15 protein-coding genes and 1 pseudogene are annotated in these 20712 nt (G+C 45.9%); 5 read left to right on the top strand and 11 right to left on the bottom strand.

Going from position 1 to position 20712, the window contains the following annotated elements; all coding sequences use genetic code 11:
- Positions 1-106 precede the first annotated feature (106 nt).
- The 3 genes from recQ to VY86_RS06410 all read left to right on the top strand — a co-directional run bounded on the left by recQ (position 107) and on the right by VY86_RS06410 (position 3915).
- Positions 107-1933, top strand: a complete 1827-nt coding sequence (recQ, locus tag VY86_RS06425) for an ATP-dependent DNA helicase RecQ (RefSeq protein WP_046974345.1) — start codon at positions 107-109, stop codon at positions 1931-1933.
- A gap of 289 nt (positions 1934-2222) precedes the next feature.
- Positions 2223-3023, top strand: coding sequence for a sugar/pyridoxal phosphate phosphatase YigL (gene yigL / locus VY86_RS06420; protein WP_046974344.1), 801 nt, complete (start codon positions 2223-2225; stop codon positions 3021-3023).
- 445 nt (positions 3024-3468) lie between these two features.
- On the top strand, positions 3469-3915 hold the full coding sequence (locus tag VY86_RS06410; protein ID WP_046974343.1) for an H-NS histone family protein: 447 nt from the start codon (positions 3469-3471) through the stop codon (positions 3913-3915).
- A 1189-nt stretch (positions 3916-5104) separates the two neighbouring features.
- On the opposite strand, the gene VY86_RS06405 is transcribed toward VY86_RS06410, so the two are convergent.
- The 5 genes and pseudogenes from VY86_RS06405 to VY86_RS06385 form a co-directional block, all read right to left on the bottom strand.
- Entirely contained in the window at positions 5105-6808 is a 1704-nt protein-coding gene (locus VY86_RS06405; protein ID WP_046974342.1) for a hypothetical protein, read from the bottom strand.
- A 127-nt stretch (positions 6809-6935) separates the two neighbouring features.
- Positions 6936-8081: a DUF3396 domain-containing protein gene (locus VY86_RS06400; protein ID WP_046974341.1), complete on the bottom strand. Its 1146-nt coding sequence runs from the start codon at positions 8079-8081 to the stop codon at positions 6936-6938.
- Between the two features lie 15 nt (positions 8082-8096).
- Complete coding sequence (locus VY86_RS06395) at positions 8097-9455, bottom strand: VRR-NUC domain-containing protein (protein ID WP_046974340.1); 1359 nt, start codon at positions 9453-9455, stop codon at positions 8097-8099.
- A 2-nt stretch (positions 9456-9457) separates the two neighbouring features.
- Positions 9458-11586, bottom strand: a pseudogene (gene tssI / locus VY86_RS06390) (type VI secretion system tip protein TssI/VgrG).
- An 88-nt stretch (positions 11587-11674) separates the two neighbouring features.
- On the bottom strand, positions 11675-12793 hold the full coding sequence (locus VY86_RS06385) for a type VI secretion system baseplate subunit TssF (RefSeq protein WP_238591586.1): 1119 nt from the start codon (positions 12791-12793) through the stop codon (positions 11675-11677).
- 268 nt (positions 12794-13061) lie between these two features.
- On the opposite strand from VY86_RS06385, the gene VY86_RS06380 reads away from it, so the two are divergent.
- A complete protein-coding gene (locus tag VY86_RS06380) occupies positions 13062-13325 on the top strand; it encodes a PAAR domain-containing protein (protein WP_046974335.1) in 264 nt (87 codons plus the stop codon).
- Positions 13326-13475: 150 nt separating this feature from the next.
- Here the strand turns inward: VY86_RS06380 and VY86_RS24545 are convergent, their stop codons facing one another.
- The 6 genes from VY86_RS24545 to VY86_RS06355 form a co-directional block, all read right to left on the bottom strand.
- Positions 13476-13652 carry a hypothetical protein gene (locus VY86_RS24545; protein ID WP_158019918.1) on the bottom strand — a complete coding sequence of 59 codons (177 nt, stop codon included), beginning with the start codon at positions 13650-13652 and terminating at the stop codon, positions 13476-13478.
- Positions 13649-14116: a hypothetical protein gene (locus VY86_RS06375; protein ID WP_046974339.1), complete on the bottom strand. Its 468-nt coding sequence runs from the start codon at positions 14114-14116 to the stop codon at positions 13649-13651. The genes VY86_RS24545 and VY86_RS06375 overlap by 4 nt, the downstream gene beginning before the upstream one ends.
- Positions 14117-14243: 127 nt before the next feature.
- Positions 14244-15389: a DUF3396 domain-containing protein gene (locus tag VY86_RS06370; protein WP_046974338.1), complete on the bottom strand. Its 1146-nt coding sequence runs from the start codon at positions 15387-15389 to the stop codon at positions 14244-14246.
- Between the two features lie 15 nt (positions 15390-15404).
- Positions 15405-16769 carry a VRR-NUC domain-containing protein gene (locus VY86_RS06365; protein WP_046974337.1) on the bottom strand — a complete coding sequence of 455 codons (1365 nt, stop codon included), beginning with the start codon at positions 16767-16769 and terminating at the stop codon, positions 15405-15407.
- 2 nt (positions 16770-16771) lie between these two features.
- Positions 16772-18895, bottom strand: a complete 2124-nt coding sequence (gene tssI, locus VY86_RS06360) for a type VI secretion system tip protein TssI/VgrG (RefSeq protein WP_046974336.1) — start codon at positions 18893-18895, stop codon at positions 16772-16774.
- Positions 18896-18983: 88 nt separating this feature from the next.
- Positions 18984-20102: a type VI secretion system baseplate subunit TssF gene (locus VY86_RS06355; RefSeq protein WP_238591585.1), complete on the bottom strand. Its 1119-nt coding sequence runs from the start codon at positions 20100-20102 to the stop codon at positions 18984-18986.
- Between the two features lie 268 nt (positions 20103-20370).
- Between VY86_RS06355 and VY86_RS06350 the strand changes: the two genes are divergently transcribed.
- Positions 20371-20634, top strand: a complete 264-nt coding sequence (locus VY86_RS06350) for a PAAR domain-containing protein (RefSeq protein WP_046974335.1) — start codon at positions 20371-20373, stop codon at positions 20632-20634.
- Positions 20635-20712: the final 78 nt, after the last annotated feature.

The following is a 20712-nucleotide window of genomic DNA, read 5'->3' as shown; positions in this document are numbered from 1 at the left end:
GTTTATCATGTAGCGGGCTTGTTGTTGCAGTAATTATTGCGAGAGTAAGATAACATAATGCCAGATGCTTAAGGCGTCTGCGATTTTTTAATGGTCGAGGAAAAGCGTGTCTACCGCAGAAGTCATCAATACGATATCACTGGCAGAGCAAGTATTGCGGGAAACCTTTGGTTATCAGCAATTCCGTCCTGGTCAGCAACAAGTCATCAATACCATTCTTGAGGGGCGTGATTGTCTGGTCATTATGCCGACGGGTGGTGGCAAATCATTGTGTTACCAAATTCCGGCACTGGTGCAGGAAGGATTAACCTTGGTTGTTTCTCCCTTGATCTCTTTAATGAAAGATCAGGTGGATCAACTAAGGGCGAATGGTGTCGCGGCTGATTGTCTGAATTCAACTCAGGCCCGTGAAGAGCAGATGGATGTGATCCGGCGTTGCCGTCAGGGCATGATCAAATTGCTGTATATCGCTCCTGAACGCTTAATGATGGATAACTTCCTTGAACAGCTTTTGGAATGGCGACCTGCTATGTTGGCTGTGGATGAAGCCCATTGTATTTCACAATGGGGCCATGATTTCCGGCCTGAATACCGGGCGCTGGGACAGCTCAGGCAACGCTTTCCAACATTACCTGTCATTGCGTTGACGGCGACCGCTGATGAAACTACCCGCAATGATATTGCCCGGTTACTGAATCTCGATAATCCGCTTATTCATATCAGCAGTTTTGATCGCCCCAATATCCGTTATACCTTGATAGAAAAATACAAGCCATTAGATCAATTATGGTTATTTATCCGTGGTCAGAAAGGTAAAAGCGGCATCATTTACTGCAATAGCCGCAATAAAGTTGAAGAGATATCTGAACGTTTACAAAAACGTGGCTTGAGTGTTGCACCATACCATGCCGGGTTAGATAATAGCCAACGCGCCCGGGTACAGGATGCATTTCAACGTGATGATTTACAGGTTGTGGTAGCGACCGTGGCATTTGGCATGGGTATTAATAAACCCAATGTTCGGTTCGTGGTTCACTTTAATATTCCACGTAATATCGAATCCTATTATCAGGAAACAGGGCGTGCCGGACGTGATGGTTTACCTGCGGAAGCGGTGCTGTTCTATGATCCGGCTGATATGGTATGGCTTCGCCGCTGTCTGGAAGAGAAAACCGCTGACACACAGCAAGATATTGAACGACATAAGCTTAATGCGATGGGAGCCTTTGCCGAAGCGCAAACTTGCCGCCGCCTAGTGTTATTGAACTATTTTGGTGAAAGCCAACAAACCGCCTGCGGCAACTGTGACATCTGCCTTGATCCACCGAAAAATTATGATGGCTTGGTGGATGCACAAAAAGCGCTCTCCTGTGTTTACCGGGTTGGTCAGCGTTTTGGTATCGGTTATATTGTTGAAGTGCTCAGAGGCGCGAATAATCAGCGTATCCGCGATATAAGGCATGATCGTTTACCGGTTTACGGCATTGGTAAAGATCAAAGCCAGGAGCACTGGGTTAGCGTGTTGAGGCAGCTTATTCACTTAGGCTTTATCAGTCAAAACATTGCCAATTATTCAGCATTACAATTAACAGAAGCTGCGCGGCCAGTATTACGTGGTGAAGTTCCGCTGAAACTGGCTGTTCCACGGATACAGAACCTGAAAGGGCGTAGCCAGCAAAGTAAATCATATAGTGGCGATTATGATCGCAAATTGTTTGCCAAGCTGCGTAAATTACGGAAATCTATTGCTGACGAAGATAATATCCCGCCTTTTGTTGTATTTAACGATGTTACGCTGATTGAAATGTCAGAGCAATGCCCGGTTACGGCTGAAGAAATGTTATTAATCAACGGGGTAGGACAACGAAAACTAGAACGTTTTGGTAGCGTTTTTATGGCTTTGATCTGTAAACATCTGGAGGAGTGTGAATAGCTTGGAGATGATTTATGAAGCCCGAAATGTTGAAAGAGAGCTGGCTTAATCGTGAGATACAGTTTTCTGCTTTTGCTAACTTGTAGGCAACGTGAGCAGCAGCCAGTTAGCCAAAACTAGACTGGCAAAGAGCGTGTTAGACGCGGGCTGGGCGATGCTCAAAACACAACTGAAATATGAAGCGATTGCGCGGTCAGTGGTGTTTGATATTGTAAACGAAAACTACTCCACCCAGACCTGCTTGTGACTTTTTTGACCAGAATTGATTCAATTATTAGGAACGATAACTATGTATCACATTGTTGCTTCAGATTTAGACGGTACTTTGCTGTCTCCTGATCACAAATTAACGTCTTACACCAAGGAAACTCTTAATCTACTTACAAACAAAGGCATCCATTTTATTTTTGCTACCGGCCGTCATCACGTGGATGTTTCCCAAATCCGCGATGGGCTTGGTATTGATGCCTATATGATCACCTCCAATGGAGCCAGGGTACATAATACCGCGGGTGAACTGGTTTTCAGCCACAATGTTGATCCTGATATTGTGCATGACTTGTGTCTGATGGAGTTTGATAACCCTGATATTCTGACCAATTATTACCGTCATGATGATTGGTATATGAATCGTGAAAGCCCTGAGCAGGACGAATTTTTCCAGGAGTCAATATTTCATTATCGGCTTTTTGAGCGTGATAATTTTAAGACTGATGGTGTGTGTAAAGTTTATTTTACCTGTGAAGATCATGATCTATTGCTCATATTGGAGGAGGCAATCAACGCACGTTGGGGCGACAGGGTGAATGTCAGTTTCTCGTTACGTAATTGTCTGGAGGTCATGGCTGGTGGCGTTTCCAAAGGTCATGCCCTTGAACAGGTAGCTAAATCTATGGGCTATAAACTCAGTGATTGCATAGCTTTTGGTGATGGAATGAACGATATGGAAATGCTGACGATGGCTGGTAAGGGCTGCATTATGCGGGATGCTCACCAACGCCTGAGAGATATTTTGCCGGATATGGATGTGATTGGTTCAAATGCAGATGATGCTGTTTCCCGCTATTTATGCAAAATGTATCAGGTTTGATTGCTCAGTTATAATTGAGCGCTATTGGCGCTCAGATGACTGACGAAGTGCTGGTTATTTATCCGGCACTTTGTGTTAATTAAGTTCCGTTCACTAAACGGAGCTTGCCGCCATGTTAAGAATACCCCTCTAAAAACTTTTCTTTTTGAAAAGGATTCGCTTGAAAATCTTATTTTTCATAATCATCTGGTTCGTAAAATCAATACCGCCATTGATTTCGGATTTATCCGTGAGGCTATTGCTTTGAGACAAAATCAGTGTGGTTTTAAAATCTGAAAAAAGGGCTAGTGTATTACGAATAAACAGGTAAAAACTTTAATTATTAAAGGTAAAACAGAAATGATTAAGGATTTTTTTAAGTAGGTAAAAAATTCGGTGATATACTGACATTGAAAGAGAAAACATCAGGAAAAACGGATTTTAAATATATTAACAAGGTGACAAAATGACAGAATTAACCAAAGAACAAGAATATGAGATTGTATCAAAATATTTAACAGGATTAACCACGTTAAGAAAATTTGCTCAAACAAAAGATTTTGATTGGCTGGAAGACGTTTACCAAAAACTAGAGGTAATCGTTGACGAAAGCCGGGAATCCTCTAGATTAGCCAGATTAGAAATAGAAGAAAAAGAACAAAAACGTTTAGAAATATTAAAAATTATTGAAGAAATGGGCTTTGATATTAATACCATTAACATACCTATTACCCTCTTTGGTTTTAAACCTAAAAAATCAAATACAGGAAAAGGAAAAACGAGAAAACCGAAGTATCAGTTTAATGAAAATGGGGAGATTAAATACTGGTCAGGAAATGGAAAAAGACCATTAGGTTTACAAAAACTGCTTAATGAAGGCCATTTATTAGATGAGTTTTTAATTAAAAAATAAGAAAATCCTCGGAGTGAAAATTGCTGTACTCACTGCTCATCTTTTAACATTTCTTGATTTCTCTTTTTGCTTGCATTTCCCTTTTGGGGAGATTGCAAGCTTCTTTTTATCGGTGATTAATTCAGTTATCTATCAGCCAAGAGTTAAAAAATAGGTTTCCGATTAATGCCGGATTTTTAAGGGGTATAAAATGACTAGAAGCAGGTTATTCCCTGCTATTTTTAATTTATTTATCAGCGATTATATACTCGGTTTATTTTGCATTTACATAATCTGCTATGATTATTTAAGAGAGTGAATACAGAGATATTAAGGATTTTGTATAAATGGTGGGTTTAAATAAATGCGACTTTTCAGAAAGAGAATTAATTTCATTTAATCAAAAATCATTAACCATTAATAGAAAGTTGAAAATAAATCAGTATGCAGAAGGATAGTATTTTACTAGGCTGGCATTTAGGTGATTTTTCGTCATTATTGTATGGATAAAACTATAAAAATAATGTAATAGAAAAATGGATGAAACGGTTAATTTAACAGGATTTAAGCCTTGAAAAAGGAGGTGATTATCCGAGAAAACAAACAGGGATGTTTTTATCTCATCAGGCCATTTATTTACTGATTTATGAAGACAAAATAAAGTCAGGGACAGATGAAAACCGCTTAGGATTGCCAATAAACCTTATCGTAAACAATATGACGGTGATGAAAAAAGGGAAAAACAGAGTCAGTAGAAATAAAAAACAGGTATGATTAGCTTTCGTTAAAGATAAAGCACGATATTCGATGATGGTTAAATTTCATAAAAAGCAGGCGTTAAAAATGGTAAAAATAACAGTGAAAACTTTACCCTGATTAAAATCATAAGTTAAAATAATGACTTTTAATAACGTTTAAAGCTTGTGCATCATATATTTACCTAACCTGCCATAATAATTTAAAAGTACGAATGCAGAGGTAGTAAAGATTTTATATAAAAGGGCGGATCTAAATAAATTCAACTTTTCAGAATGAGAGTTAATCTAATCGAAAACCATCAACCATTAATAGCGAGTTGAAAAGAAATCAGTACGTAAAAGAATATTATCCGAATAGATGGGTATTTAAGGGCTTTCTCGTTGTTATTTTATGAAGAAAACCCTAAAAATAATGCAATAAAAAATGGATAAAACAGTTAATTGAGCAGGATTTAAGTTCTGAAAAAGGAGGTGATTATTTGGAAAAACAAAATGGTATTTTCTGCTGTCGGTTTTTCTCCCCATAAATAGCGCAAAGGAGCAATAACATTGTCTGATTGTTGATAATACCAATATAGCTTGCTGCGATAAGGGTTTATTTCTCTCCCTTCTGTCGTGACTATTTCCAGTGTAGCTGTATTGCCATTCAGAGTCAGTTTAGCCTGTTCTTGTGCTACCTCAAATATGGCATCACGAACAGTATCTCGCGTATACTGGCGACGGTTAATGGTGACAGGGATAATTTGTGCTCCGAGATAGTATATTTCATTTTCTTTAACGAAAAGTCTATATATTTCTGAAATACCCATCTGGAAGGCAGGTAAGGTAAATTGATAGGTAGTTTTTCTATATTCTCTGTGTATTTTAAGTTGTGGCTGAATAAACAGATTTAAAAACTCTTGGTTTTCGATAACGAAATGATTTTGGGTGTCATTGTTCATTTCTCTGGCTATTTCTAATTGCAATGAAATTTCAGGTCTTCTTTCATCCCCCCAAAAAGCATATTTATTTGCCGCCCCCCAAAAACAGTTATTCAGTACTTTCTCCAAATCTGACCAGGCACTGTTGGCTTGAACAATGCTGCCACCGATAAGCAAACTGGCCCCGACGACTATTGCAGTGAGTACGCCGCCGGTCAGGAAGGTGCCTGCCGCCGCTCCGATTAGGACTGCTGTTGTTAAGATGGTAGAACCTGTCCCTATTGCTACCAGGCTATAACCTTCTACGTTATTACCCACTCTGAAAGCATTACTGGCATCATAGAAGGAGACCAGCGCCCCTAAATAGCCTGCGACAGTGCCGGCAACCCGGGAGAACTGATTGACTACAGCCACATTGACGGCAGGTACTTTTATGTTGCTCATCAGCACCTTGACTATTGGGGAATTCACTTTACTTGCCAGCGTCGAACCGAGGGAAGTCAAATCGGCACTCATACCAATCACCGCGGTACTAAAGCGCAGCAGACTCATATAGGAAGGTCCGGGTTGTAACGGGTTGTTGCGGGCATATTCTGTCTGCATCGCCACATCCGCCAGGGTAAAGGCATTCAGAAACAGGCTGACGCCGGTCAGTGAGGAGTCAAACAGTAAGCCAATGGACGGTTTACCGGCCCCGTCTAAGGTAAAAAGCTGAACCGGCGAGTCTGCAAGGGTCTTAACTTCCGGCAAGGTTATCACCGGTTTGTCGCCGAGTGATCCCAGACGTTTGCTCCAGTTAATGATCCGCTCCCCAATAGCCTGTGTCCGCACTGCCGGGTCAGGAAGGTGACGATGGGCTTTTGATTCCAGCCGTTTAAGCACTTCCTGATAACTCTGTTCACTGAGCGCCACCCGGCCATCCGGTTCAATTACCACGCCCAGTGTGGAGAGCAGGGCGGGAACAAATTGTTGGGTTATCCGGTCAATGGCTTGCTGGGGAAGTTGCCGGACGTAATTTGCCCCCTGATGAATCGCCTGACCGGGATCAGCACAGACGGTGGCCAAAAATGTCCCCATGCCCAGCAGAATATTATCGACGCCGCGAATAAACTGGCTCTTAAGCATCGGTGATTTGACTTTGTCGTTATTCAGCACGGTGATAACACTGCCGGTAATGGTGCGCCAGAAGTTGCCATCGCCGTTGCTGTCCGACTCTTTGGCGGCAAGTTTTGCCAAAACCTGCTGGCCGGGCCGGGAAGATTGCAGGTTGCCGAGCAGACCGGAGAGGATTTCACTGAAAAACTGGAACTCCTGCGCGTCCTCTTCTTCCAGGGTCTCTTTTTCATCGACTGTTTCTCATTCTTTACTCATTCCTATTTTCTGCTTCTCGTATCAGATGCCATACCGTTGTTCCCGGTTCCGCGCCCTGAATATCAAAGGCAGTCGCGCCCTGAACAAAGAAATACTGTTTGTCAGGCTGGCTGTCGGTTCGCCAGAATCCGCTGACAAGCATCGGTTCGCCGCTTCTCACCGGGGTTATATGCAGAGGGCCCCGGTCATAGCGGGCATACCAGGCCAGTGTGGAAATATCATCGAAATGACCGGCACCATAAAAATGCAGTGAATGACCTTCACGAGGGATCACTCGTATCGGGCGTATCAGCTGATTAATGGCAAAATAACTCTCCGGGACACTGCCCGACAGTGGTGTCAGATCTGGGTATTGACCCGCCCGTATCATCAGGCCATTGGAGTAAGGACTAATGACCACATCTGGGTAACGAGCCAGTGTTTTGCGTATCCAGACTTCGCCGCCCAGACGTCCGACAAAGCGTTTGGACAGCAGGGTGATCCAGTTAATGCCACGGATGGAATGACCATACTGTAATTTGGCTGTATGCACTGCGGAGTTCACTTGCAGGGAAGGGTAACGTTGCGCCAGTTGGTACTCTAAAGGAAAGTAGTCATAGTAATCTTTGGGCAGGACCAGACAGTAGCCACAGTCTCCACTGTCGGGTTCGAGCTGTTCACACAGAAAGTCCAGCCATGCCATAAAACGAACCATGCCGTCTGGTTCTTTCAGATAATCCCAGGGCAGCACCAGACTCAGGTAGGAGCTACTATCGTCACCATCATCCTCATCGGAATCCAGGTAACGCATCAGATAATTAGGTGCTTCATCTTCATTTTTAGCATTACTAACGACCCAGCCACAGAGCTGGTTTTTTTTCCTGGCGAGAATGCCTTCCTCTATCTTAATAATATTTTCCGGTGAATATTTGCTTAACCCTTTCAGTGAATGGCTATGAAAACGCAGCTGAGTGCCAAACTCTTCGCGAAAGCGGCGATAGCAGGCCAGAATGCGTTGCTTTTTCTCCTGAGTGTAGCCCTGTTTAAAAAACAGGGTAATCGAGAGTCCCAGGCGGGAAACGGTCAGTCCATCACCATTGATAAAAAGAAAAGAGGTCAGTTGTGATCTCAGTTGGGCAAAGTAATCTACAGTTTCCATCATTTTCTCCGTGAATTATGAGGCAGTGGCGAATGTCACACTCGCCAATATGGCCAGGACGGCAGCTAACGCGGCGGCGCTCACCGCGGCGGCAGCGGCTAAAATTTCCACCAGTGCAATCAGCGCAGCAGCGACGGCAAGGGTGACAAGGATAACAACGGCAACGCCGGCAACAATCACAACCACTTCCAGCATGCCTTCACCCACCTCTTTTAATATTTGCATCCAGCTCATGTTTTTCAGCTCTTCCAGGGTGATATCTGAGCCCTGTTGCACGGTTTGCCACTGGACTTTTATCTCACTCTCCGTCCAGGTCACGATTTTCCCCGTTTGTTCACTGACCCAAGAAAACGCGTAGCTGACCTGATGGCTTATCGGGTCAATAATCTCTTCACATACCCATTTACCGGCTTGATTGAACCCGATACCAAACTGGGCAAGGAGCTGACGGGTACTGTCGCGGACATAATTCAACCCATTTTCAGCCAGCCCGGCCACCTCCTGCCCGAGGACAACCCAGTCTTCATAGCTGGGTAAAAACGACCAGCGGGAAGTGCTGAGAAGCGGTGGATTTTTTGTCAGGGGTTGCGGAATAGTGCCCGGCACGCCCTCTTCTGGAGGAATGGGTAAAGCTTCCTCATCAGGAGGCGAACTGGGCGGTAGGGGAGCCAGTGGTATCGGATTTTTATAGTGTTGTGAACCGGGTTGATAGTGTTCTCGCCACGCTTCATCATACTGTTTTTGTTCCTCGGTGCGGTTATCGCTGACACGCATTACACCAAAGCGGTCTTCGGTCGCAATCTGGATATAATCTATTTCTTGATCTTCGGCGAGTTTATCCCCCGGAAATTTTACCTCAATCAACATTTTCAGATTATCAGGGTGTACAGAACCATCAAAGTAAGTGGCATTTCTGCCCGGCCAGCGGAGAGCCTCCTCTTTAACCAGAATAATATCGGGCCGACGGATACTAACAACCCCAAATTTCTCCGCGTCTTCGGCAGAAGGTCGGGCAAACGGATTACTGGATTGCGGTAAATTATCACCATAACGTTGCTTAGAGTCTTGACTGGTCGCCAGCATGGGTAAGGGGACATCTTGCTCTCCTCGGATAGCAAACACCACTTCCGCTTTATAGGGCCACAGAAAGTCATGTTTAAGTTCCTCAACCTTAATCAATCCACTCATAATGACTTGATTAAGAAAGCGAATAGCACCCAGCCGGGTGATAATCATTGCCGGCAGACGCAAGGCATATTCGGCTTTTCTCGCCAGATAACAGGGATCTTCATCGGCGGGAAAGATGCCTATTTCCATCGTACAGTTAATTGAGGTCACTGCCGGGCACATCTTGCCGCTGTTGGATATTGCCATACTTATTTCTCCGTAAATTCCATAACATGTTCTACCGGTGTGTTATCACTGGCCTGATATAAGGTTTGCTTCGGTTTCGGTGGGGTTTCCGGTGAATTCAGTTGCAGATTTTCTTCTGCCTCACTCTGTACGGTTACAGTTCTGCCCAGCGTGTCAGTTTTACCGGAAAGGGTCTGACCGCCAGCGGTGGTAATGGTATAGCGGGTATGCGCCAGTGGTTTACCGCTTTGCTCGCTTCGAAGGGTATAGCGGGCGGAGTAGTCAAACAGCGCATCGGCGGATTTCTTACCGGTGATATGGTCAGACATGGTGATACTGACCCCTTCGATACGGATATTCCCCATCGGATCAATGACTATCTGCCCGCTTGCGTTCCCAATCGTAATTTGCCCGCTTTCCGAGTGCACCGTGATATGTTTACCCACGGTAATTTGCTGGTTATCGGTGATGTTAAATTGATGGCTTTTACCAATTGAAATGGCTTGCTGACCTTTAATGGTCACCGTTTGATTTTGACCGACTTCAAGCGTCTGTAAGCCCTGCACCGCTTCATCATCATCGTTTTTAATAATGGTGGTACGGTTATGTTCAACTTCTGTTTTCTGGTCATGGTTTATCTGTGTGGTTTTATCCCTGAGAACCTGCGTCTTCATATCCCGTTGAGCATGAATAAACACTTCCTCGCTGCCGTTTTCATCCTCAAAACGCAATTCGTTGAAGCCATGACCTTTATGGGTTTTGGTTCTGAAGGTGGTGCGGGTCTTTTCCGCCGGTAAATTCAGCGGCGGACGGTTAAGCGCGTTATAGGTACATCCGGTAATGATGGGGCGGTCAATATCGCCGTTGAGATAGGCGATAATCACTTCCTGGCCGACTCGCGGTGTGGCCAGAAAGCCAAATCCGTTGCCATTCCAGCCTTGTGCCACCCGTACCCAGCAGGAGGCCTGGTCGTCAGGCGCGTCGTAACGGTTCCAGTGGAAGTGAACGCGAACCGCCCCCTCTTTATTCACATAAATTTCTTCCGTGCCCGGCCCGACAACCGTGGCAACTTCATCGCCGTCAGCCAGGGGTTTATAGCGGTAGGGTGGACGCCAGTCGTTGCGGCCGGGAATAAACCGGGTCTGTGAGTTGAGGGTGGTGCCGGCTCCGCCATCACCCAAAACGGCAGGGACATGCCCTTTATGCTGGGAAGAGACGACTTGCCAGCGGTCATTCATGGTGTCAATCGGGTGGTGGGTTAATGTGAAGATCCTGCCCGGCATTAATCGAATACAATTACTGTCCGCCTGCCCTGATTTGCTGTCGGCACGTAAAGCTTCCAGCCGGTATTGGGTAAATGGTACGCCCTCTTTGTCTTTCTGAAAACGCCCGTAACTTTCGAAAATGTGAAATGGCGTGCTGTTCTCTGCTGCAAAATCTGTTGCGTTATGCTGCAAGGCATAATTGGGGTTGTGGTAATTTCGGTCTTTTTGGGTGATAGATTCCGGGCGCATGTGGGAACCCAGAGACCATTTGGAGATAACATTTTCTGCTATTGCGCTGGTGACATCCGGGTTGTAGATCAGCGTATCCGGTGCTCTCATGTGTAAATGGCTGTCGCTCACATGGAGTCCATCATCGGCGAACCAGAAGAAAATCCCCTCTTCCGCCGCCAGGCGGGTAAAGAAATCATAGGAGGATTCCCTTTTCATGGTGATGTATTCCCGCACTGAATGCGGGTCATTAAAACGCATATTGGCCCGGAGTTTCTTCTGTTTCAATATGCTGTGTAAAATCTCGGGAACGCTGAGTTGGTGATAGATACGGCTGTCCTGATCGAGTGTCAGCAGCCACATTTCTGGTCTGACGGTCAGGTGATACAGAGTTTGATGCCGGTTTGTGGTCCCAACAACCGCACTTTCAACCAGTCCTTTCACTTCACGTTGCGGATTATCGTCACGGGTGACGGTGAACTGTGCGGTTTGGAGCAGAAGGGTATCGGTATCAATATCTGAACGCGGTGCCGCCAATGTCAGAGACAGGGTAAATAATGATGAAAGCGCTTCATCTAACGTAAAATTGACAACCGCAAAAGTCAAGTCATGGGCGCCAGGTTGCCGATAGTGCAGGAAAAGCGGAGTCCGGTTTTCATGATTTTTCCTCATTATGTTACATGAGCTTCTGGTGCCCAGGCATATTGTAAAATTCCCAGTATTCACCGGTGTCGTCATTGATGACGGTTAATGTGTGAAGGCTTGTTTCGACCAGGCAGAGGGAAAAAGCAATATGTTGTCGCTGGGTTCGGCAAAATGGTGGGCTGTCAGTTGCGCGCTGTCGATAAGGGGAACACGGTGGTCAGATCCATCAGAGATTTCCTCTGGTTCAGATTGGAGTTTAATTCTGTCAATACTAAAGGTTTCATCTGCTGCCAATACATAACGCGATTTGCCTTTTTCAAATGCTATCGGTTTTGTTCTGGTCGACACTAAGTTGATAACCGGTACGCAGTGGGGAATAAATGCGGGGGTAATGTCCTCAATGGGAATGTTGCAGTCGAATTCCAAGATAAGGGTAAATTGCTTATCTTCTCCCAAAGGGAGCTCAGAGATCTCCTCCGATAAGTCAAATGACATAAAGTCATTAACGTGTGGCAGATAGAGGTATTCGTATAACACCTGCAACGGCCAGAAATAGTCATGGGGTCTTGGCAGTACCAAATTTTCCTTCATACGTGGAGCGCTCTCGATAGACAGCCACATCTCTTTCTCTGCCAGGGATGTTTTCAGATAAGTCTCGTCCAGCGACTGATCCAGGTATTTCGTCAGTAAAGACGCCAGTTTTTGATCTTCTCCCAGAAAAAGTATGACGGGCCCGGTCTTCCAGTGGGGCGTTTGCCCATGATATTGAAAGGTCAGCGATATCAGGCTTTTGTTTTCGCTGTGTGTCAGCGTTTTATGGATCAAGGTGACCGGCTCAATGCTGATATCTTGGGTGGTTCTGAACGTCATTGCTGGGTTATGTTGTCTGGTGGAAATTTGACTGCCTTTGGCGATATGTGTGGCTTCAGTCATGCTGCCCGGTTGAATAGCTAACTGGATAACGCTGGTTGAAGGGATAGGGTGTAACGGTATCGGCCAGACCTTTCGTAAAAGAGGGTAAACCACTTCAGGGAAACCATCGTCAATTTTTTGCTGAAGACCCGCAGTCAGAAGCGCAAAACCTTCCAGTACCCGGAGAATATCCGGGTCACCAGATTCGGCGGTAAATGGAGCCAGGTGTGGATGCTCTTGTGCCGCGTGATGCATATCCTGCTTTATTTGAGAGAGTGCTCTTCGGTAGAAGTCTTCAAAATTTTTCATATTTACGCTTGTCTCTTTTGTATTCAAATATTAATGTTAATTTATGTTTCAATCTAATCAATATCAAGGTTGATATTTTAAAGATGTGTAAATATCACTTTAAAACAGTCAATAATGTAAATTTTATAGGTGTTTAAGTAACATGATGATTTAATTTATTTCAAAGAGTTTGATTTAGGGAGGTTTTCCTTAATTAAGTTGTGGCGCGATGATAGTCAGATGTCATAAGCTGAAATTAATATTTAACTCATCGTTAAGAGGGTAAAAGATGTTACGTTCCATTATTTTAGTTGGAGATTCGACTTCGCATGGCGGCAAGGTGCTGGCAGGTGATGGCGGTTTTGATGTGTTAGGGAAGAAAGCGGCCCGGGTTGGGGATCCGGTATCCTGTCCAAAATGTGGTGGTAATCAAACCATCGTGGAAGGGACGCCGGGCATAGTCAGCTCTAATGGGCAAATGTACGCACTGGAGGGGATGAAAACCTCTTGTGGGGCGACATTGATGGCTTCGCAAAGTCTATTTCAGGCATAGGATGGCGGTAAAAGGTAATACTTTGCCTGAAATAGAGTGAGTTGATTCAAATACGGAGGCTCAGTTCTTCATTCTCTTTTTATAAACTACCCGGTTGGCGTGGTGGGTTTCGGCCTGACATATTGGTCGTCGCGCTGCGGATGTTTTGACTCAATACTCCTTATCATTAAGGCGGTCCAGTATTTCCACGTGTTTAATGGTTTCTGAATCCTTAATATCTGGTGGTACTGCCAGAAGTTCTTTTTCCCAACGGGCCAGCCGTTTGGCTGGCAGTGGGTGGATAGTGGGAAACCATTTTTTGAGTAAATTTTTGAGTTGTTGCTTCATAGAGTACGTTCTCCGTCAAAACTGCCTTTAATGGTATTTTCTGCTGTCGGTTCTTCTCCCTGGAAATAGCGCATAGGGGCAATAACATTTGTCGATTGTTCATAGTACCAGTACAGCTCGCTACTGCGGGAATAAACGCCCATTGTTTCAGGGACTACTACTTCCAGTGTTGCTGTATCGCCATTCAGGGTCAATTTGGCCTGTTCCTGAGCTTCCCTGAATTTGGTATTACGGAAGGTATCAGGGATATATTTGCGGCGGTTAATTTCAATATAATTGATTTTTCCTTCCCGGTAGTGGGGAGTTCTGAATGGAGTCACAAAGATCCCGCGAATAAACTGGCTTGCAAGCATCGGTGATTTGACTTTGTCGTTATTCAGCACGGTGATAACACTGCCGGTAATGGTGCGCCAGAAGTTGCCATCCCCGTTGCTGTCCGACTCTTTGGCGGCAAGTTTTGCCAAAACCTGTTGGCCGGGTAGGGAGGATTGCAGATTGCCGAGCAGACCGGAGAGGATTTCACTGAAAAACTGGAATTCCAGCGCGTCCTCTTCTTCCAGTGTCTCTTTTTCATCGACTGTTTCTCATTCTTTACTCATTCCTATTTTCTGCTTCTCGTATCAGATGCCATACCGTTGTTCCCGGTTCCGCGCCCTGAATATCAAAGGCAGTCGCGCCCTGAACAAAGAAATACTGTTTGTCAGGCTGGCTGTCGGTTCGCCAGAATCCGCTGACCAGCATCGGTTCGCCGCTTCTCACCGGGGTTATATGCAAAGGGCCACGGTCATAGCGGGCATACCAGGCTTGTGTGGAAGCTGTCGTAAAATGACCCTCTCCATAAAAATGCAGAGAATGACCTTCACGGGGGATCACTCGTATCGGGCGTATCAGCTGGTTAATGGCAAAATAACTCTCCGGAACACTGCCCGGCAGCGGTGTCAGATCTGGGTATTGACCCACCCGTATCATCAGACCATTGGAGTAAGGACTAATGACCACATCCGGGTAACGAGCCAGTGTTTTACGTATCCAATGTTCCCCCCCCAGACGTCCTACAAAGCGTTTGGACAGCAGGGTGATCCAGTTAATACTACGGATGGAATGTTCATACTGTAATACCGCAGTATGAACCGCCGAGTTCACTTGCAAGGAAGGGTAACGTTGCGCTAACTGGTACTCCAAGGGAAAGTAGTCATGGTAATCTCTAGGGATGACCAGGCTGTAGCCACAGTCCCCACTGTCGGGTTCGAGCTGTTCACACAGAAAATCCAGCCATGCTATAAAACGAACCATGCCGTCTTGCTCTTTCAGATAATCCCAGGGCAGTGTCAGGCTTAGGTAAGAGCTACTGTCATCACCATCAGCTTCATCGGAATCTAGGTAACGCATCAGATAATGAGGGGCTTCATAAATATTTTTAGCGTCACTGACTACCCAGCTAGAGGGCTGATTCTTTTTCTGATTAAGAATACTTTCTTCCACCTTAGCAATATTTTCCGGTGAATATTTTTTTAACCCCTTCAGCTCATGAGCATGAAAACGTAGATGAGTACCAAACTCCTCCCGAAAGCGCCGGTAGCAGGCCAGAATGCGTTGCTTTTTCTCCAGCGTGTAGCCCTGTTTAAAAAACAGGGTAATTGAGAGACCCAGGCGGGAAACGGTCAGTTCATCACCATTAATAAAAAGGAAAGAGGGCAGTTGTGATCTCAACTGGGAAAAGTAATCTAATGTTTCCATCATGTTCTCCGTGAATTATGAGGCGGTGGCGAATGTGACACTCGCCAATATTGCCAGGACGGCAGCTAACGCTGCGGCGCTGACTGCGGCGGCGGCAGCTAAAATTTCCACCAGTGCAATCAGCGCCGCAGCAACGACAAGGGTGACAAGGATAACAACCGCAACGCCGGCAATAATGACAACCACTTCCAGCATTCCCTCACCCACCTCTTTTAATATTTGCAGCCAGCTCATGTTTTTGAGCTCTTCCAGGGTGATATCTGAGCCCTGTTGCACGGTTTGCCACCGGGCTTTTATCTCACTCTCCGTCCAGGTTACGATTTTCCCCGTTTGTTCACTGACCCAGGAAAAAGCGTAACTGGCCTGATGGGTTATCGGGTCAATGATCTCTTCACATACCCATTTACCGGCTTCATTGAACCATGCCCCAAACTGGGCAAGGAGTTCACGGGTACTGTTACGGATGTAATCTAACCCCTGTTCTGTCAGGCCAGAGACTTCCTGCCCGAGAATGACCCAGTCTTCATAGCTGGGTAAAAAAGACCAGGGGGCGGTACTGACAAGCGGCAGGTTTTTTGTCAGCGGTTGCGGAATAGTCCCCGGCACGCCCTCTTCGGGAGGCGTGGGAGCAGGTAAGGCGTCATCATCAGAAGGTGAACTGGGCGGCAGGGGGGCCAGTGGTATCGGATTTTTGTAGTGTTGTGAACTGGGTTGATAATGTTTTCGCCACGCTTCATCATACTGTTTTTGCTCCTCGGTGCGGTTATCGATGACACGCATTACACCAAAGCGGTCTTCGGTCGCAATCTGGATATAATCTTGTTCCTGATTGTCAGAGAGAACATCCCCCGGAAATTTTACTTCAATCAACATCTTCAGATTATCGGGATGCACGGAACCATCAAAATAGGTGGCATTTCTGCCCGGCCAGCGGAGAGCCTCCTCTTTAACCAGAATAATATCGGGGCGTCGAATACGCTTAACACCAAATTTTTTCACATCGGTGGCAGAAGGCCGGGTAAACGGGTTACTGGATTGTGGTAAATTATCACCATAATGCTGCTTAGAGTCTTGACTGGTTGCTAGCATGGGCAGAGGAACATCCTTCTTCCCTCGGATGGCAAACACTACTTCTGCTTTATAGGACCATAAAAAGTTATGTTTAAGCTCTTCAACCTTAATCAACCCACTCATAATGATTTGATTAAGAAAACGAATGGTGCCTTGCTTAGTGACAATCATTGCCGGCAGCCGCAGGGCGTATTCGGCTTTTTCTGCCAGGTAGCAGGGGTCTTCATCGGCGGGAAAAACCCCTATTTCCATCGTGCAATTAATTGAGGTGACGGCCGGACATAAGTTGCCGCTGTTGGATATTGTCATACTTATTTCTCCTTAAACTCCATAACATACTCTACCGGTGTGTTACCACTGACCCGGTATAAGGTTTTCTTCGGTTTCGGTGGGGCTTCTGGCGGATCCAGTTGCAGATTTTCTTCAGCCGCACTCTGAACGGTTACGGTTCTGCCCAGCGCGTCGGTTTTACCGGAGAGGACCTGCCCGCCGGCGGTGGTGATGGTATAGAGGGTATTCACCAACGGCTTACCGGTCTGCTCACTTCGCAGGGTATAGCGGGCGGAGTAGTCAAACAGCGCATCGGCGGATTTCTTACCGGTGATATGGTCAGCCATAGTGATACTGACCCCTTCGATACGGATATTCCCCATCGGATCAATGACTATCTGCCCGCCTGCGTTCCCAATCGTGATTTGCCCGCTTTCCGAGTGCACCGTGATATGTTTACCCACGGTAATTTGCTGGTTATCGGTGACGTTAAATTGATGGCTTTTACCAATTGAAATGGCTTGCTGACCTTTAATGGTCACCGTTTGATTTTGACCGACTTCCAGCGTCTGTAAGCCCTGCACGGCTTCATCATCATCGTTTTTAATTATGGTGGTACGGTTATGTTCGACTTCTGTTTTTTGATCATGCTTTATCTGTGTGGTTTTATCCCTGAGAACCTGCGTATTCATATCCCGTTGAGCATGAATAAACACTTCCTCGCTGCCGTTTTCATCCTCAAAACGCAATTCGTTGAAGCCATGACCTTTATGGGTTTTGGTTCTGAAGGTGGTGCGGGTCTTTTCCGCCGGTAAATTCAGCGGCGGACGGTTAAGCGCGTTATAGGTACATCCGGTAATGATGGGGCGGTCAATATCGCCGTTGAGATAGGCGATAATCACTTCCTGGCCGACTCGCGGTGTGGCCAGAAAGCCAAATCCATTGCCATTCCAGCCTTGTGCCACCCGTACCCAGCAGGAGGCCTGGTCGTCAGGCGCGTCGTAACGGTTCCAGTGGAAGTGAACGCGAACCGCCCCCTCTTTATTCACATAAATTTCTTCCGTGCCCGGCCCGACAACCGTGGCAACTTCATCGCCGTCAGCCAGGGGTTTATAGCGGTAGGGCGGACGCCAGTCGTTGCGGCCGGGAATAAACCGGGTCTGTGAGTTGAGGGTGGTGCCGGCTCCGCCATCACCCAAAACGGCGGGCACATGCCCTTTATGCTGGGAAGAGACGACTTGCCAGCGGTCATTCATGGTGTCAATCGGGTGGTGGGTTAATGTGAAGATCCTGCCCGGCATTAATCGAATGCAGTTGCTGTCCGCCTGCCCTGATTTGCTGTCGGCACGTAAAGCTTCCAGCCGGTACTGGGTAAATGGCATGCCCTCTTTGTTTTTCAGAAAACGCCCGTAACTTTCGAAAATGTGAAATGGCGTGCTGTTCTCTGCTGCAAAATCTGTTGCGTTATGCTGCAAGGCATAATTGGGGTTGTGGTAATTTCGGTCTTTTTGGGTGATAGATTCCGGGCGCATGTGGGAACCCAGAGACCATTTGGAGATAACATTTTCTGCTATTGCGCTGGTGACATCCGGGTTGTAGATCAGCGTATCCGGTGCTCTCATGTGTAAATGGCTGTCGCTCACATGGAGTCCATCATCGGCGAACCAGAAGAAAATCCCCTCTTCCGCCGCCAGGCGGGTAAAGAAATCATAGGAGGATTCCCTTTTCATGGTGATGTATTCCCGCACTGAATGCGGGTCATTAAAACGCATATTGGCCCGGAGTTTCTTCTGTTTCAGTATGCTGCTTAAAATCTCGGGAACGCTGAGTTGGTGATAGATACGGCTGTCCTGATCGAGTGTCAGCAGCCACATTTCTGGTCTGACGGTCAGGTGATACAGAGTTTGATGCCGGTTTGTGGTCCCAACAACCGCACTTTCAACCAGTCCTTTCACTTCACGTTGCGGATTATCGTCACGGGTGACGGTGAACTGTGCGGTTTGGAGCAGAAGGGTATCCGTATCAATATCTGAACGCGGTGCCGCCAATGTCAGAGACAGGGTAAATAATGATGAAAGCGCTTCATCTAACGTAAAATTGACGACCGCAAAAGTCATGGGCACCAGGTTGCCGATAGTGCAGGAAAAGCGGAGTCCGGTTTTCATGATTTTTCCTCATTATGTTACATGAGCTTCTGGTGCCCAGGCATATTGTAAAATTCCCAGTATTCACCGGTGTCGTCATTGATGACGGTTAATGTGTGAAGGCTTGTTTCGACCAGGCAGAGGGAAAAAGCAATATGTTGTCGCTGGGTTCGGCAAAATGGTGGGCTGTCAGTTGCGCGCTGTCGATAAGGGGAACACGGTGGTCAGATCCATCAGAGATTTCCTCTGGTTCAGATTGGAGTTTAATTCTGTCAATACTAAAGATTTCATCTGCTGCCAATACATAACGCGATTTGCCTTTTTCAAATGCTATCGGTTTTGTTCTGGTCGACACTAAGTTGATAACCGGTACGCAGTGGGGAATAAATGCGGGGGTAATGTCCTCAATGGGAATGTTGCAGTCGAATTCCAAGATAAGGGTAAATTGCTTATCTTCTCCCAAAGGGAGCTCAGAGATCTCCTCCGATAAGTCAAATGACATAAAGTCATTAACGTGTGGCAGATAGAGGTATTCGTATAACACCTGCAACGGCCAGAAATAGTCATGGGGTCTTGGCAGTACCAAATTTTCCTTCATACGTGGAGCGCTCTCGATAGACAGCCACATCTCTTTCTCTGCCAGGGATGTTTTCAGATAAGTCTCGTCCAGCGACTGATCCAGGTATTTCGTCAGTAAAGACGCCAGTTTTTGATCTTCTCCCAGAAAAAGTATGACGGGCCCGGTCTTCCAGTGGGGCGTTTGCCCATGATATTGAAAGGTCAGCGATATCAGGCTTTTGTTTTCGCTGTGTGTCAGCGTTTTATGGATCAAGGTGACCGGCTCAATGCTGATATCTTGGGTGGTTCTGAACGTCATTGCTGGGTTATGTTGTCTGGTGGAAATTTGACTGCCTTTGGCGATATGTGTGGCTTCAGTCATGCTGCCCGGTTGAATAGCTAACTGGATAACGCTGGTTGAAGGGATAGGGTGTAACGGTATCGGCCAGACCTTTCGTAAAAGAGGGTAAACCACTTCAGGGAAACCATCGTCAATTTTTTGCTGAAGACCCGCAGTCAGAAGCGCAAAACCTTCCAGTACCCGGAGAATATCCGGGTCACCAGATTCGGCGGTAAATGGAGCCAGGTGTGGATGCTCTTGTGCCGCGTGATGCATATCCTGCTTTATTTGAGAGAGTGCTCTTCGGTAGAAGTCTTCAAAATTTTTCATATTTACGCTTGTCTCTTTTGTATTCAAATATTAATGTTAATTTATGTTTCAATCTAATCAATATCAAGGTTGATATTTTAAAGATGTGTAAATATCACTTTAAAACAGTCAATAATGTAAATTTTATAGGTGTTTAAGTAACATGATGATTTAATTTATTTCAAAGAGTTTGATTTAGGGAGGTTTTCCTTAATTAAGTTGTGGCGCGATGATAGTCAGATGTCATAAGCTGAAATTAATATTTAACTCATCGTTAAGAGGGTAAAAGATGTTACGTTCCATTATTTTAGTTGGAGATTCGACTTCGCATGGCGGCAAGGTGCTGGCAGGTGATGGCGGTTTTGATGTGTTAGGGAAGAAAGCGGCCCGGGTTGGGGATCCGGTATCCTGTCCAAAATGTGGTGGTAATCAAACCATCGTGGAAGGGACGCCGGGCATAGTCAGCTCTAATGGGCAAATGTACGCACTGGAGGGGATGAAAACCTCTTGTGGGGCGACATTGATGGCTTCGCAAAGTCTATTTCAGGCATAGGATGGCGGTAAAAGGTAATACTTTGCCTGAAATAGAGTGAGTTGATTCAAATACGGAGGCTCGGTTCTTCATTCTCTT

Origin of the sequence: Photorhabdus thracensis, from assembly GCF_001010285.1 — a bacterium.
GTDB classification, from domain to species: domain Bacteria; phylum Pseudomonadota; class Gammaproteobacteria; order Enterobacterales; family Enterobacteriaceae; genus Photorhabdus; species Photorhabdus temperata.
The sequence above is the reverse complement of the archived record's forward strand: the minus strand, read 5'-3'. Positions and strand labels throughout refer to the sequence as shown.